15 protein-coding genes are annotated in these 15973 nt (G+C 46.6%); 4 read left to right on the top strand and 11 right to left on the bottom strand.

Annotated features, from left to right (window positions below; all coding sequences use genetic code 11):
- Nucleotides 1–143: 143 nt before the first annotated feature.
- Together PH235_RS05805 and PH235_RS05800 are read left to right on the top strand one after the other, a co-directional pair.
- On the top strand, nucleotides 144–1031 hold the full coding sequence (locus tag PH235_RS05805; protein WP_272161430.1) for a fructose bisphosphate aldolase: 888 nt from the start codon (nucleotides 144–146) through the stop codon (nucleotides 1029–1031).
- A gap of 378 nt (nucleotides 1032–1409) precedes the next feature.
- Nucleotides 1410–2306 carry a nuclease-related domain-containing protein gene (locus PH235_RS05800; protein WP_272161429.1) on the top strand — a complete coding sequence of 299 codons (897 nt, stop codon included), beginning with the start codon at nucleotides 1410–1412 and terminating at the stop codon, nucleotides 2304–2306.
- 262 nt (nucleotides 2307–2568) lie between these two features.
- Here the strand turns inward: PH235_RS05800 and PH235_RS05795 are convergent, their stop codons facing one another.
- Genes PH235_RS05795 through PH235_RS05780 form a run of 4 tightly spaced genes read right to left on the bottom strand, consistent with a single transcriptional unit; the run spans nucleotide 2569 to nucleotide 5543 of the window.
- The gene (locus PH235_RS05795) at nucleotides 2569–3228 is read right to left on the bottom strand and encodes an amino acid ABC transporter permease (protein ID WP_272161428.1); all 660 of its coding nucleotides are present in this window, start codon (nucleotides 3226–3228) and stop codon (nucleotides 2569–2571) included.
- Nucleotides 3225–3947 (bottom strand): amino acid ABC transporter permease, encoded by a 723-nt coding sequence (locus PH235_RS05790; protein WP_272161427.1) that lies wholly within the window; start codon nucleotides 3945–3947, stop codon nucleotides 3225–3227. Before PH235_RS05790 ends, PH235_RS05795 begins: the two co-directional genes overlap by 4 nt.
- Complete coding sequence (locus tag PH235_RS05785; protein WP_272161426.1) at nucleotides 3947–4780, bottom strand: transporter substrate-binding domain-containing protein; 834 nt, start codon at nucleotides 4778–4780, stop codon at nucleotides 3947–3949. Before PH235_RS05785 ends, PH235_RS05790 begins: the two co-directional genes overlap by 1 nt.
- Before the next feature lie 40 nt (nucleotides 4781–4820).
- A complete protein-coding gene (locus PH235_RS05780; RefSeq protein WP_086627535.1) occupies nucleotides 4821–5543 on the bottom strand; it encodes an amino acid ABC transporter ATP-binding protein in 723 nt (240 codons plus the stop codon).
- A 470-nt stretch (nucleotides 5544–6013) separates the two neighbouring features.
- On the opposite strand from PH235_RS05780, the gene PH235_RS05775 reads away from it, so the two are divergent.
- The gene (locus PH235_RS05775) at nucleotides 6014–7231 is read left to right on the top strand and encodes an HAD family hydrolase (RefSeq protein ID WP_272161425.1); all 1218 of its coding nucleotides are present in this window, start codon (nucleotides 6014–6016) and stop codon (nucleotides 7229–7231) included.
- Nucleotides 7232–7281: 50 nt separating this feature from the next.
- Here PH235_RS05775 and PH235_RS05770 read toward each other — a convergent pair whose 3' ends face one another.
- The gene (locus tag PH235_RS05770) at nucleotides 7282–7692 is read right to left on the bottom strand and encodes an LSD1-type zinc finger protein (RefSeq protein WP_272161424.1); all 411 of its coding nucleotides are present in this window, start codon (nucleotides 7690–7692) and stop codon (nucleotides 7282–7284) included.
- 295 nt (nucleotides 7693–7987) lie between these two features.
- Between PH235_RS05770 and PH235_RS05765 the strand changes: the two genes are divergently transcribed.
- Nucleotides 7988–8482, top strand: a complete 495-nt coding sequence (locus PH235_RS05765) for a hypothetical protein (RefSeq protein ID WP_272161423.1) — start codon at nucleotides 7988–7990, stop codon at nucleotides 8480–8482.
- Between the two features lie 82 nt (nucleotides 8483–8564).
- Here the strand turns inward: PH235_RS05765 and PH235_RS05760 are convergent, their stop codons facing one another.
- The 6 genes from PH235_RS05760 to PH235_RS05735 all read right to left on the bottom strand — a co-directional run bounded on the left by PH235_RS05760 (nucleotide 8565) and on the right by PH235_RS05735 (nucleotide 15920).
- A complete protein-coding gene (locus tag PH235_RS05760; RefSeq protein WP_272161422.1) occupies nucleotides 8565–9533 on the bottom strand; it encodes a CehA/McbA family metallohydrolase in 969 nt (322 codons plus the stop codon).
- 1 nt (nucleotide 9534) lies between these two features.
- Entirely contained in the window at nucleotides 9535–9858 is a 324-nt protein-coding gene (locus tag PH235_RS05755; RefSeq protein ID WP_272161421.1) for a hypothetical protein, read from the bottom strand.
- Nucleotides 9859–9997: 139 nt separating this feature from the next.
- A complete protein-coding gene (locus PH235_RS05750) occupies nucleotides 9998–10666 on the bottom strand; it encodes a glycerophosphodiester phosphodiesterase (protein ID WP_272161420.1) in 669 nt (222 codons plus the stop codon).
- Between the two features lie 364 nt (nucleotides 10667–11030).
- Nucleotides 11031–12482, bottom strand: coding sequence for an MFS transporter (locus PH235_RS05745; RefSeq protein ID WP_272161419.1), 1452 nt, complete (start codon nucleotides 12480–12482; stop codon nucleotides 11031–11033).
- A 299-nt stretch (nucleotides 12483–12781) separates the two neighbouring features.
- Nucleotides 12782–14203 (bottom strand): PTS transporter subunit EIIC, encoded by a 1422-nt coding sequence (locus PH235_RS05740; protein WP_272161418.1) that lies wholly within the window; start codon nucleotides 14201–14203, stop codon nucleotides 12782–12784.
- Nucleotides 14196–15920 (bottom strand): alpha-glucosidase, encoded by a 1725-nt coding sequence (locus tag PH235_RS05735; RefSeq protein WP_272161417.1) that lies wholly within the window; start codon nucleotides 15918–15920, stop codon nucleotides 14196–14198. Before PH235_RS05735 ends, PH235_RS05740 begins: the two co-directional genes overlap by 8 nt.
- Between the last annotated feature and the right edge of the window lie 53 nt (nucleotides 15921–15973).

Here is a 15973-nt window from a genome sequence, read left to right as displayed (position 1 = left end):
GATACATCCATTTTATCACAACAGTTCCAATTCTTTTCCTGCAGAATTAACTAGTGCTATACTGACTTTAGAGATCCTCATTCCACGAATAAGCAAGACCGGATCCGGATTTCGGAAATCTGAAAATCGAAGGGGTTTGAATCATGAACAGAGAGCAATTCGATATCATGAAAAATCGCAAAGGTTTCATTGCAGCGTTAGACCAAAGTGGCGGCAGCACGCCCAAGGCACTGGCATTGTACGGCATTTCAGAAGACAGCTACCACGGCGAAGAAGAGATGTTCACGCTCGTCCATGAGATGCGCTCACGCATCATCACTTCGCCTGCTTTCAGCTCGGAGCACATCTTGGGGGCCATCCTGTTCGAGCAGACGATGGACCGCAAAGTCGAATGCCTCTATACGGCTGACTACCTGTGGGAGAAAAAAGGTGTCGTGCCTTTCCTGAAAGTCGATAAAGGGCTCGATGCGGAAGCGGATGGCGTCCAGTTGATGAAACCGAATCCGGAATTGGATGCCCTCCTTGCGCGCGCAAACGAGCGCCACATCTTCGGCACCAAAATGCGTTCCGTCATCAAGTCAGCCAATCGTGAAGGCATCAAAAAAGTAGTCGCCCAGCAGTTCGAAGTCGGCAAGCAGATCCTTGCGGCCGGTCTGATCCCGATCATCGAACCGGAAGTCGACATCCATAGTGCGGACAAAGCTGAATCAGAAGCGATTCTCAAGGAAGAATTGTTATTGGCTCTGGATGCGTTGAGTCCGGATCAGTTCGTGATGCTGAAGCTCTCGATTCCGAGCGTCGATGATTTCTACAAGGAACTGATTGCCCATCCGCAAGTCGTGCGTGTCGTGGCATTATCCGGCGGCTATTCGCGGGAAGAAGCCAATGAAAAATTGACCCACAATCCCGGCTTGATCGCCAGCTTCTCGCGGGCATTGTCAGAAGGCCTGAGTGCCGGCATGACGGATGATGAATTCCGGACCACCTTGACCGAATCGATCCAATCTATCTATGACGCATCGATTGTTTGACAAATGTAAAAAACACAGGGTGCTCTTTTCTTTCAGATAGATTGCAAAACTGAATAATAATTGAAGAATCCGACAACTTGCGCTATATCTAGCCTCCCGTTGTCGGATTTTTGTGGTTATCAGACATTCCGCACTGCCGTCGCTCGCTAGTTGTCCGATTCTTCCGGGTTATCGGACATTCTGCAATAACGTCGCTCGCTGGTTGTCCGATTCCTCCGGGTTATCGGACATTCTGCAATACCTTCGTTCGCTAGTTGTCCGATTCTTCCCAGTTATCGGACAACAAATACCGGATTACTTCTTACTCTCAATCAATCTGAGTGTCTTTATTGGCGTATATTACCAATAGCAACAACAAACTAATTTGAGGTGATTTTTATGGCATATAAAGACCGGGTCAAGCCTGAACTTCTGCGCATATACGAAATACTGCTCACACGAACCAAGATTTCAAAAGATGCTTATTACTATTTTCTCAACCTTAAAAAAGGATTCGATGGAGAATCTTTGTTTGATGAGTACACAAAACAATTTAAAATAGATCACCTATTTCTGAATGATCTTCAGTTGGAAGTCAGAAATTCATCATTTCAAATAGACGCTTTGATGATTTCTACCAAAGTGCTCGTGCTTTATGAAATCAAGAATTTTGAGGGCCTCTATCAATGGGGAAAAGAAAAATTCACAAGAACATCTGGCACTTTTTTGGAAAATCCAACGATGCAATTGGAGAAAACGAAGGTTCGTCTGGAGCTTTTACTGTTGGAAAAAGGGTATTCGTTGAAGGTAGAGGCATATGTCATTTTTGTAAATCCAGAATTCACTTTGCTGGGAGCACCCAGTGACGCAAATTTTATTCTTCCTAGCCAGATTCTCGGGCATTTTCGTAACGTACAGGCTCCAGCTCAACTTAATGCTGAACAAATTAAAATGGCCGAAATGCTTGCAAACCAGCATGACCCGATTTACCCAAGAAAAAACCCTCACTATAATTATTCTGATTTAAACAAAGGCATCATTTGTCCAGAATGCGGAACCTTATCGAAGATCTATAGCGGTTATTTCCACTCTTGCAACAAACGTGAGAAGAAAGTAAACGTCAAAAAGGCCATCCAGTCCAGCATAGAAGATTTTCGCACATTGTTCCCGGAAGATAAATTGACATCCAGCCGCATAATGGACTGGTGTGGTTGCGGAAACCAAAAGCGCATCTATAGAGTTCTCAGGAATGACTACCAAATGATAGGAAAAAATCGCGGCCGATACTACGGCTGAAGTGAATAGAGATAAAGACTACTGATGTCCGATTCTTACCGTTTATCGGACATCCCGTATTACAGGAACTCTCTGGTTGTCCGATTCTTTCGGATTATCGGACATCCTCCAGAACATTCACTCTCCCGTTGTCCGATTCTCCATAGTTATCGGACAATCAACCGTCAGCCAGAGCAATTGCCTATTCCTTACCTTCACTTCAAAACAAAAAAGCCCCCGCCTACAGCGTTATAAGCTGTAAGTCGGGGGCTTATTCATATTGTTAAGCATGTTCTGCATTGCGCTTGTGCCAGCTTCTGACGACTGTCGAAAGCGTGAAGCAGATGATGAAATATACCAAAGCCAGGAAGCCATAGACCAAAAATACTTCTGAAGTTTTTGTCACTTTTCCGAGGATAACTTGCCCACTTCTTGTGAATTCCATGATCCCCAGACCGGCCAAGAAAGAAGTATCCTTAATCGTAGTTATCACTTGCGACAACAGTGAAGGGACAATTTTCTTGAAGGCTTGCGGCAAAATGATGTACCTCAAAGTCTGCATGAATGAGAATCCTTGCGAATGCCCAGCTTCAAACTGCCCTTTTGGAATGGAATTCAAGCCTCCGCGCACGATTTCGGCAACAACGGCCGAGGTGTACAGGAACAGGGCGAAAGAACCTTTCAAGGTGATCGTGCTGCCTGGTATCAAGAATGAACATGAAAGCATCCATAATAATAACGGTGTATTCCGGAAGAGCTCGATGTAGGCACCGGCCAATTTTCCAAAGAATTTTTTTTCATAATTACGCAACAGACCTAATACCGTACCGAAGATGATCGAAAGGATGACGACGCCGACCGAAATCAGCAATGCCAGTTTCAATCCTTCCATCATGAACGACACATTAGATGGTGTGAAGACTGTTCTGATCGATTCCATCATTCCATCACCTCCGGAATATCTACGACAACGTTGACGACAGCCGAATCATTGTCTTTCAGTTTTTGCTCGTATTTCCGCGCAAATGTTGCAAGCGGGAAGCAAAGCAGGAAGTAAAGCAAACCGGCTACTGCGTAAGCAGGACCGTAGTTCAGACTTGAGGAAGCATAAGAATCGGCTACATACATCAGGTCCGCTCCGGCAATGATCGCCAATACGGAAGTATTCTTGATCAAGTTGACGGCTTGATTGGTCAAAGGCGGCAAAATGATTTTGACCATCTGCGGCAAGATGACGTAACGCATTGTTTGGATGTAGTTGAAGCCCTCTGAGTAAGCTGCCTCTTCTTGGCCTTTCGGAACAGCGAGTATACCTGCACGAACGACTTCAGCGATGTAGGCACCGTGATATATCCCTACGCCGACTACCCCGATAGTAAATTCACTCAACACTAAGCCTGCCATGGCAAGCCCGTTATACATGAAGAAGATTTGGATGAGCAACGGGATATTCTGAAACATTTCTACGTATATTCTGGCAACAGCACGAGGCAATCGGCCTTTTGCCGTGGACATGGTCCCCACAACAACCCCGATGACCAAAGCCAGCAATAACGCCAACACAGCGACTAGGAGCGTACGGATAAATCCGGCTCCAAAGTCGCTGCTGTTTTCAAGAAGGCTTTCCCAACGCCAGAGAGCGAATGGATTGGTACTTCTCATTATTCGCCCAATCCCCACTCTGTAGTCAATGCATCAAGAGTGCCGTCTTCTCCCCATGCAGTGATTAAGTCATTAACAGCCGTTGCCAATTCTGTGTTTGATTTTTTGGTCGCAACACCGTAATCTTGTGTAGCGAAGCGGTCTTTCAGGATTTGAGTTGAATCATCCAAGTAGCCAGCCAAGATGGATCTGTCCACGCTGAATGCATCCACACGGCCAGAATCCAAAGCAGCTTTGATTTCTGGGTAGGTTGCGTATTCTGAATAGCTCAAAGTGATGCCGTATTGTTCAGCTTCAGCAGCAATCGCATCGGCTGTTGTCGAGCTTTGGGCAACCCCGACTGTAGCGCCGTCCATGTCAGCCAATCCTGTATAGCCTTTGTCTTTCTTAACCAAAAGGCCGACTGCATCCACGTAATAAGCATCAGAGAAGTTATAAGTTTCTTTACGTTCTTCTGTTACAGTGAAAGTTGCGATAATCATATCCACTTCACCGTTATCCAATAATGGACCACGCGTTTTGGCGGTTACTGGTACCAATTCGATTGCTTCAGCATCGCCTAAGATTTCTTCAGCGAGTTTCTTAGCGATGTCGATTTCAAAACCTTCAATCTCGTTTGTTTCAGTGTTTCTTAAACCAAAATTCGGTACATCTTCTTTAACGCCGACTTTCAATACGCCAGCTTCTTTGATTGACTCTACAGTCACTTGACCGGAAGCATCTGTTGCAGATCCAGCCGCAGAATCTGCTGTATCCGTTGCGTCACTGCCGCATGCACCCAAGAACAATGCAGCTGATAAACATAATGAAACCCATAGATTTTTCTTTTTCATACCAAATTCCTCCTATAATGTTGTATTCCGAAAAGTTCGGTTATCTTAAAATTTTACCTAGGAATGCTTTCGTCCGCTCATGTGTCGGATTATCGAAGAAGTGCTCCGGAGTGCCTTCCTCTACAATCATGCCATCAGCCATAAAGATGACCCGATCGGCAACCTGTCTCGCAAAGCCCATTTCATGCGTCACGACAACCATCGTGATATTCATGCTGGACAGTTTGATCATGACATCCAATACTTCCTGAACCGTTTCAGGATCCAATGCTGAAGTAGGTTCATCGAAAAGAATGATTTTCCGCTGTGAGCAAAGCGCTCTTGCGATTGCAACCCTTTGTTGTTGACCGCCTGAAAGCGTTGAAGGATAAACATTCGCCTTTTCGCGCAAGCCAACGATATCCAAATATTCGTAAGCCATTTCTTCCGCTTCTTTTTTGGATTTGCCTTGCAGCTTCATAGGGCCGATTGTCAGGTTCCCTAACACTGTCATATGTGGATAAAGATTAAATTGTTGAAAAACCATTGCAGAGGAATGGCGCACAATATCCAACTTGTTTTTAGTTGTGACTTCTGTGCCGTCTATAAAAACTTTTCCGTCTGTAGGTTCTTCGAGGAAATTCATACAACGGACCGTCGTACTCTTTCCGGAACCAGAAGGCCCAATAATAACCACTTTTTCCCCTTCGGCAACTTCCAGGTTGATATCCTTCAACACATGGTTGGCGCCGAAATACTTATTTACGTGCTCTAACTTAATCAATTTTGCCTCAACCCCTTTTGTGCTCGTCATCATACTTCTATTTTTTCAAGAGCATGGATTGGGTCCCTGTCAAGAAAGGACCTCTTCTTATATTTATAACGTTAAGCAAAATTATAATGAAAGCATGATTAAAAATCAATTAAATTCTTCCGCGGAAATGTAAGGTTTTCTAACACAAAATCCAAGTATCCTTAGTAATTCGTTAAAAACTGACTATTTTATGCCTAATATATGAGAAACCCTTCCATAGAAGTACCTTTCATAAAAAAAAAATCTGCATAAATGAAGCCTTTTGGGAAAAACAGCTGTATTTGTAATAAATTACCTGACGGACAATTTATCAGCAATTCTCATTTCATTTCACTGTTCTTGGTTGGATAAACCGAAATGGGCACATTTCAGTATATCTTTCAGTTGTTTTTTGATAAAATGACTGCAGATGAAAATTCCATGATAAAGGGGTACTTACTTTGCCAGAAAAACATAATAAAATTCTTTCTTCCAAAAACTGGGCACCGCATACGCACCAAGCGCTGAATGCTGTCATCGCTGCCTACGGGAACCAAAACAGCTCATTCGACCCAGCCGACCCTCCATACGTTGTATTTGATTTCGACAATACTTCCGCCATCATGGATATAGAAGATACCTTAATGCTTTACATGTTGCTGCATTTGGATTACCGTTTGACGCCCGATCAGTTCCATGCGGTTTTGACTGACGGACTCGAGAATGTCGGCGCAACAGAGGCAACGCTCCTCGATAAGACCAACCCGCTTGCCACTATCGGCAATATCGCTGACGATATCAAAACGGCCTATGCTTGGTTGTATAAGCAATATGAAGGTTTTATGCAAGGCGGGACCCTCTCGTTGGAAGAAGCTAAAAAAACTTCTTACTATGAAGAATTCGCCGCAAAAATTCGTTTGTTCTACACGGTCATCAACGGTGACTTCAAAAGAAAAGCCGGCTATCCCTGGATGACTTACCTTTTCGCGCAACGCACCAGCGAAGATTTGCGCCAATTGGCTTACCAATCCATCTCTTATTGGTTGCAGTACGGCAAATTCGAACGCGTGACCTTGACCAGCCCGGCTGAATTGCCTAGCAAAGCCGGCGTCATCGTATCCCATTACGATACAGGCTTGGCGTTCCCTAGCGAATTGAAGGAACTCTATCACGTCCTGAAGGCGAACGGCATCGTCGTCTACGTCATTTCGGCTTCACCTGTGGATGTCGTCCAGGTCGCCGCAACGCATCCGGACTTCGGTTACGGGTTGGACAACGAGCACGTCATCGGCATGTATTTCAAAAAGGATGAAAACGGCCTGATCCAACCGTGCATGCAGCCAGGCAAAAACATCACCAAAGGCCCAGGCAAAACAGCCGTCATCACGGAACAACTGATGCCGAAGCACAACGAAAAACAGCCGCTGATGCTCTTCGGGGACAGCACCGGCGACTACGATATGATGGTGGAACTGCAGGATGCCAAACTCTGCGTCCTCTTCAACCGCTATATGAACGACGACACCAAAAAATTGGCGCGCGAAGCCTTCCGCACAATTGAGGATGCAAACCCGCGCATCGTTCTGCAGGGACGTGACGAAAACAAAGGCCGCCTACGCCCTTCCGAAAAGACGATCCTTCTGGGAACCCAAGAAGAAGTACTCATCCACGAAGCCTAGACAAAAAGAAGCCTCCGCACAATTTAACTTGTGCGGGGCTTCTTTTCTGTCTATAAAATGATGCGTGATTCGAATTTCTGATGGCAGCTCGGACATTTGACTGTCTTCTTGCCGCGTTTGACAGGCAAACGTAATGTCGTCCTGCAGTTAGGGCACTTGCGGAAACGGGCCACTTTGATTTCCTTGAACCTTCTGAACAGCAATTTCAACTTTTTCTGGTTCGGCTGCCACCACTTCAGGAATTTGCGGTTTTCTTCCGCGCGCTTATAGATTTTTTTCGAATAGACCCGGAATAAGGCCCAAAAAATCAACAGTTGCGCCACGATAACCAACACACCCAAGTCTGTCATTGCACCCAAAAAGTACAGCACCATCCCCGAAATGATCAACGCGTTGTAAAGCTGATCCGCGCCGTATCTTCCGCGCATAAAATTCATTATTTTTCTTTTCAATTTTTCCAATCTTCTTATCCCCTTAGTTCTTCGTTTGCCTGTTCCTAGAGCCGAAAAAACGCTTCAGTAACAAGCACTATTGTTCTATTATAGCACAGCACCTAGTTCTAAAAAGTTAAGAATAATCGAATATGGACAGATGATATACGTTGGATTCTATCGCAACAAGTAGGATTGACAGTCCTAAGAAAAAAGATCATCTATGTCCGATCGGTCTGTTTTCACATTTCTTTCCGCAATTCCGAACTTGGGAGCGCTGTGATACAATGGAAGGAACTATTAACGAAATGAACGGAGGTGTATCATGGGTATACGCGACTTTTTCAAAAAAGGGCTTAAAGAAAAGGCTCGGCCTGTTGCCGACGCTTCAGAAGATGCAAACGACGGCGTTGGCCGGATACTGTTTCAGACACGCTGGAGAAGCAGTGCGCTGTTCGCGGATAACAGCCTTATCCAGAACGTTGCGCAGCACATCATCCTGGAAGACCCCTTCTGCAAACCGTTCGGAGGTCTTGAGGATGAAGCGATTGCTCGGACAAATCGACAGATCTATGAATACGAACAAGTCACGACGCTGAACGTGGCCATCAAAGACGGCAACCTTATGATTGAGGGCCTGTCCCTTGGGAAACTTCCTGCAGAACAGTGGAACGAAATAAGCCCTTATTACGGAAAAAAGGATTTCACCGCATTCGTCTATGTCACCGGAGGACGTTACAAAATCTATTCAGATGCTTCAAAAACAGTCGAAACAGCTTATACGCCTTATGATCTGGACATTTTTGTCCAGTTTGAATGAAAACAAGCAAGCAAGGGGCTCTCACACTTGAGGGAACCCCTTGTTTGTTTGATGTGCTGAATGGCAGGCTCGCCAGCCCGCTTCAGAGTACATAAAACGGATTGCCGATCACCAGCAGTCGATTCTTTTCGCCCTTCGCTTCGCCGTACAATTCCAACCTGACATACCCCGGGTGGAGCGTCAGCGGAACTTCCCTTGACTGATTTTCTTTCAGGTCGATTTCAGCAATGACTTCTTCATTTAGAATGACCGCCAGCCTTTCCCCTTTGAAGCCGAAATTCCGCAATTTCTCCTGCAAAATCGACTCCAACCGGACCTGCAGCTGCGCGTCTCCAGCTCGGATTTCCTGCCCAAGATGATGGATGCGCCCGTTCTGCTCGATCTTCATCTGCAGCCGCGGACCAAGAGTGATGTAAAAGTTCCCATTCTCCAGACTTTCCTTGACTCCGTCTTCGGTCAGCTCTTTCAATCCGATATAAGTCAGCGCAGTATTGTCCATTTCGCTTTCAATGCGGTGCCAATCACGTCCGGCGCTGCAAGAAATCCGGTGGCCTTTCTTCAGCAGATCCGTCCACATTTCGTACGCCAATCGGCTCCGGAAGCTTTCGTCAGGATTGACCCGATTCCATAATTCGATGAAGTCGACGTTGTCGTAATCCTTCACCTGAAATTCCCAACGGCAACCGGTACAGATCGGGCTGCCGATTGAAAAAGGATGCGCAATACCGACGATGCCGCCGCTGTCTTTTATTTCGCTGATGCGGGAATCGATTGTATCCAACTCGGCTTTGCGCGAATCGATCATCTGCTTCGAACCGATGACCAGCATATGGCCGAAGTAGGTCGTCCATTCAATCCCCGGGATGACAAGCAGATCTCCCGACCAGTGCTGATTCTTTTTCCATTCCTCATAAGGCGCGACCGTATTGTGATCGGTGATCGTCAGGATGTCATAGCCGAAATCCTTGGCGCTTCCCAGCAGTTCTTCGGTCGTGAAGACACCATCGCTGTGATTCGTGTGCGCGTGCAACTCGATTGCATAATAATCCACATTAATTTCCTCCTTGAATCATCAGTCTGACTTGTACCTGATCCGAAAGCAAGCAATGCGGATGTCCAGCACCAAAATAATCAGGGCGCACTTGCGAAATGATGACCAAAGCCTTTTCCCGGTCCACATGTTGCGGCGAAAAGGAAAAATGCATATACAGACTTTGATAGGCTTTTGTCAGCGCGAACGGAATCTTGTTGTGCCTCTGATGGCAGGCCGGCGTCAAAACCAGTTCCTTCTCGACTGTCGTTTCCGTGGGCTCTGTTCTTGTGTGCATTTGGATCATCTTGTTTCCTTGCTTGGATAATTCTCTATTCACAACCACAAAAGTGCCTCCTGCTGACTAGCGATTGAAGGCACCTAGTGCGTGAGCGTGACGGATGCGCAACAACACCGAAAAAATGAGCGTATCAAAAAAGAAGGCCTTCCTGAAATTTGGTACATCCGTTTTGGATTGAGGTATTTCATCCTGTCTGCATCCCTTTCTGTTGGATGTAGCTCCATGCTTTTCTGGTCGTGATGTTGTAGATATTTTCCTTTTCGTAATTTCCGATCGCATTCAAGTCGTTCACGGTCCACAAAGAAAACTCCAACGCCAACTGCTTACCTTTTTCCTGCACGGCATCCGTGAACAACTGATGATTGATGTTGATGACTTTTGCATGGCTTCGGGCCAGTTTCGCCAATGCTTCGAGCAATACATTTTCTCCCCATCGCCCGATATGCTCGCCGTGAAATGAATCATCCATACCGTTTTCGATGTTCATCAAAATCTGATTGCTCCACTTTGACAGATAGCTACAGGCTACCGTTCCGCTCAGCTCCACTTGCGGCCAAAGTGCGTACTTGTTGGCCAATCCGTACACGGCCTCTTCGAGACCGGTTTCTTTCAGGTCGCAATTGATACGAATCGGGCTGTTTTCCCGGGCGATATACGCAAACACATCTTCCAAGGCGACATAATACTGTCCTTCCTCCAATCTATCGTGGTGCAGAACAAGTTGGTGTTCCTTGTTCATCCGAACATCAACTTTGATGGCGGAAATTTCCTGTTTGTCGCAGAAGAACACAACAAACTCCATGCTGTTGTCCGCCAATCCGTCACTGCCGGATTGCGCTGTTAGATAGGACAATTCTGATGACGCCTCCTTCATTTTGCTTATTTATTCACTATAACAAGGCATTGTAAATATGCCGTCAAAATACAATGAAATATATGCGAAGTTTGTAGCCTATTTGTAAACGAAGTGTTTTTTTGTGGATGTGACTCTAGTGGGTCGCCTTCTCCGGCGAGGACTGTCTGGCCGGAGAAGCGGATATGATCAGAGTCCTCAACTCCGGTCAGCCGCTGTTCGCCGAATCTGAGGATGAAATAGGGTCGTCAGCTCCGGCGAAAGTTCTCTTGGCCGGAGCTGACGGCCAGACATTAAAATCAGCAAAAAAAGAGGCACCACCCTGATCAACAGGATGGTGCCCCTTTAACGAGCTTACTTCATATTATTTTGCTGCTTGTTTACGGCGTTCAGCCAAGATAGCAACGTTTTCTGCCACTTTTTCTTTAGTCAACGGATAGATGAACCATAGACATAGCGCAACGCCTGTGTACCCGATCGCAGGCACGAGTGTAGCCACATCGTAGATGCTATCAAGGACGGCCGCGTCTTGCGTTGCTGCAGCTGATGCATAACCGATTGCAGTTAAAGCGAATCCGCCTAAACCGCCAGCCAATGCTTGTCCTAGTTTTCTTGAGAATGAATAGACTGCGTAAACTGTTCCACTATCAGCATTACCTGTCTTAACAGCTTGGTAATCGATGATGTCCGTGATGAATGCCCAGATGACAACGTTGAAATAGTTCATTCCCAAACTTGCAAGAAACGCCATCGGCAAGAATAACATGACGTTGTCTGTATGGATGAAGTACAGGATTGCATATACAACTGCTGAGAAGAACAACCCTACTGTTGCTGATTCTTTTTTACCGAATCGAGAAGCGATTTTATTTGCGAAAGGTGCAAGCATCAGTGTGCCGACAGTACCAAGGATACCGGCTACAGCCAATGTCTTGGAGCTCTTGAAGTAATCGGCGTACAGATAGGCGTTCATTGTGTTCACCAACAGCATGGACAATAATAGGAAGATTGCTGCAGCGATGATGCCGCCTAGTGCGCGGTTTGTGGACAAACCTTTCGCGATAGTTGCCATTTCTTTGCCGAAAGACTGCTTTTCTGACTCCGGTTTTTGCGGAATATCTACGCGTTCGATTGTGAAGTGGTAGCAGAATTGGTAAAGCGCAAAAGCTAGAACTGCAAAGATAGCGGCAATGATCGTGAAACGTTCCGGAATAACCACTTGTGCGCCATTTGCGTCAGTCGTATAGACGAACAACGGAACAAAGAAGGAAATGAAGATGCTGGCAATACTGGCTCCCATGCTGCGGAATACAGATAGTGAAGCACGATCTTCAGGTTTCTCGCTGATTACGGATGCCATCGATCCATAAGGGATGTTGATCGCTGTATAGCAGATGCTTCCCCAGAACAGATAAGTCACAAAGATGTAGACGATTTTTGCAGTCATGGACCAGTTTTGAACGACTGATAAGAACATCAGGAAACCGGCGACAACAGCGAATGGTGCTACGCGTTTGATCCAAACACGGAAGCGGCCATCTTTAGATGGTTTCAAGGTATCAACCAGACGTCCCATCCCCATATCCGTAAAAGCATCGACAACCCGTGCCGACAAGAACAACGTACCAACAACTGCCCCGCTGATTCCCAATACTTTTGTATAGAACAACATCAAGAAAGAACTTGAGAAAATGAAGAACAAATCATTTGCGATGTCCCCCGACATATAAGCTAATTTATCCAGTAATCCGAATTCCCTTACATTCTTTTTGTCATCGGTTACATTTTGTACTTTATTTGCGCTTGCGTGTTGCATTTCATGACCCCTTTTCTTGTATTGATAAAACGACGCCGAACCAGTTGATAAAATGTGCAGAAGCTATATCACTATGCGATACTCGGTTGCGATTAAAAAACGATAAACGTTTTCAAATGAAACGACGTAACATTTACACACAAAATATACCACGCATTTTTTGCGCATACAACGGATTTATTATTAACAATTTGTGAACGTTTTTCACTATATCTGTTGGGTTCTTGTTCTGCCAATGATGAAAACGATGCCAAAAAGACCGACTATCCGCATGTTAACATGGATAGTCGGTCTGAAAATTAATGCTGAATTTTGACCTTCGTCACAATTGTTTCATTACCCATCACCAGCACGTTCGTCAACACAAACGCCAGGATGAAGGTTGCGATGCCGATCACCACATACATCGTCAATTGGTAAGGATCGTAGATATACATCAGTGGTGATAACAATACCGCCAATCCGTAGCTGTTCGCTTGGATGCCCAGTAACGAAAGAGCCATGCCTCCGAAAGCGGAACTCGCCAACATCACGCCGATTGCTTTCATGCCGGTGCGCATCACGACACCGAACAGCGCCGGTTCGCTGATGCCAAGCATTTGTGTGACGGTCGCGGAAATGCCGGCCGTCTTGATCGCGGCGCTATTGGTCCGCAAAGCAATCGCCAGACACACGGCGGCGTTCGCAAAGCCATACATCGCGCAAACCGTGATCAGCGGATTGAATCCGGTTGTAGCGATCAGCGACGTTTCGATCATGATGAACATATGATGCATCCCGGTCATGACCGCTATCGGATAGATGAACCCGATGATCAAGCCGCCGATACCAAAAGGCAGATGCAGGAACATTTCGATCATTTTGACGGCTTGCGCTTCAAATCCGTGCACCAAGGGGCCGAGCACAAACAGCGCGATGAATACGGAAACCAGGATGACCACAAAGGGCGTGAAGATCAGGTCCATCGCGTTCGGCATCACCTTGCGCAACTTCTTCTCCAGATTGGCACCGATGATACCGGTGATCAAAGCTGTCAATATCGATCCTTGGTAACCGACCAATGGAATGACACCAAAAGCCATGATCGGTTCAGCAGTCCCACCAGCTACCGCATAGGCATTCGGCAAGGCCGGCGAAACGAGCATCAATCCGATCAGGAAGCCGATGATCGGCAAACCTCCGATTTTTTTGAACGCCGACCAACAGATGAAGGCAGTCAGGAATCCGAAAGCTGTATCGGTCAAAACGGTCACACTAGCGCTCAGCCAAGTTGGGATGGCCTCAGGCGTAAGCCCCATCGCACCCAGTACGGTTTCGTTGAACAGCACGCCTTTCAATCCCAAAAACAATCCGGTTGCGCCCAGGATCGGGATGATTGGGACAAAGATATCCGCGATGTTGCGCACTCCCCGCTGCAATGCCGATGATTCATCCTTTGCGATTTCGTCTTTGGAAGCTTCATTGAAGGAATACAGCGCTTGCAATTCGGCGTAGACTTTGTTGACGATGCCGGATCCGAGGATGATCTGGTATTGGCCGGCGTTATAGAAAACACCTTTGACTTCTGCCACTTCCTCCACTTGGTCGTCATCGATCGCTTTGCGGTCTTTCACCTGCAGGCGCAAACGCGTCGCGCAGTGGGTAGCGGAGACGATATTATCGTCCCCCACTATCGCTACTATTTTTCTGGCAATCTCCTGGTAATTCGGCAATTTAGACATTTTTTTCATCCTTTCTGATCATAATGGCTTGATATGGTTTCAAAATCGATTGCGTCTCGGATTGTTCGATGTTTTCGTAGTTGTTCAACAAAATTTCTCCGGAAACCTTCTCGACTACGGTTTCCTGATTGCTCATGTTCACTAAAATCTGGATGACCGCATCCCCAACGCGCTCATAGCCGATTACATCATCCGGCGTATCCAACGGCCTGAATTCTCCATAAATCAGCGTTTCCTTGTGCGTTGAACGATTTCTGAGCTGGATCATCTTTTTATAGAAGCTGAAGATGGAATCAGGATCGTTCACTTGGTCCGCAGCGTTCACTTCTTCGTGATCGCCCACCAGTTTGAGCCAAGGTTCCGTCCCCTCATTGAAGCCGGCGTTTTTCGTGGCGTCCCATTGGAAAGGCGTGCGCCCGTTGTCGCGGGAGCGTTGATTCACAAAGGCGAGCGCTTCTTCCGCGGTGAAGCCTTCCAGCATCGCGCGCGGGTAATTATCCAGGCTGGATACATCATTGAAGTCAGCGATCGTATCCCGTTTGAAATTCTTCATGCCGATTTCCTGCCCCTGATAGATGTATGGCGTCCCCCGCAAAAAGAAGAAGAGGGTTCCCAAGGCTTTCACGCCGATTTCGTTCTGGTAGGCTTCATCCTTGATGTATTTGGAAAGGGAGCGCGGCTGATCGTGGTTTTCCAGGAAGTTCGCTCCCCAGCCGGCTTTTTGGATAGCTTTTTGGCTTTCGAAAATCAGTTCCTTCAGTTCCTTCGGTTTCCAGTCGGTTTTGCGGAACCATTCGCTGCCGTTCTCCACATCGATATCCGCATAACGGAAATCGAAGATCATGTTGAAGTAGCCGCCTTCACCGATGTATTGGTCAAACTCATCATAAGTCACACCGGGCGCTTCGCCAACAGAAACACATGGATATTTGTTGAATGTTTTTTGGTTCAGTTCAGCCAAGAAGTCGGCGATTCCCGGGCGGTTCCTGCCCTTGTGCTTCACGCTGGCCAACCCATCTGCGCCATCGGCCGGCACATCGCCGTAATCCTGATCCTTTTTGATGAAGGTGATGGAGTCGATGCGGAAGCCGGCAATGCCCTTTTCCAGCCACCATTTGATCATCGCGTATATTTCCTCGCGCAAAGTTGGGTTTTCCCAGTTCAGGTCCGGCTGTCTTTTGTCGAATGTATGGAAGTAGTACATGTTTTCTTCGTCCGGAACTTTCTCCCAGACGCTGCCTCCGAAAATGGAGCGCCAATTATTCGGCGGGTATCCGTTCTTGCCTTCTCTGAAGATATAATAATCCCGGTACTTGTTTTCCGGATTGCGCAAAGCCTGCTTGAACCAGTCATGTTCATCAGAAGTATGGTTCACGACCAAATCCAGGATGATGCTGATGTTCCGCTTTTTGGCTTCATCCAGCAATTCCTCAAAATCGGCCATCGAACCGAACTCGGGCTGGATCCCCTGGTAATCGGAAATGTCGTAGCCGTTGTCGACCATCGGCGAATTGAAGATCGGGCAGATCCACAGCATCGTGACCCCCAACTCCTCCAGATAAGGCAATTTCTGCGTGATGCCTTTGATGTCGCCACTGCCGTCGTTATCGCTGTCATAAAAACTCTTCGGGTAAATCTGATAGACGACATCCTCTTTCCACCATTGCTTTTGTTCCATGTATTCGCTGTCCTTTCTTTCCCTGATTGCGTTTTTCATGCTGACTCCTCCGCTTGTGGTATCGATACCACATTTCTGATTTTTGAGAACCC

This window comes from Trichococcus sp. K1Tr (assembly GCF_028309625.1).
GTDB lineage: Bacteria > Bacillota > Bacilli > Lactobacillales > Aerococcaceae > Trichococcus.
This window is presented reverse-complemented; position numbering and strand designations above follow the sequence as displayed.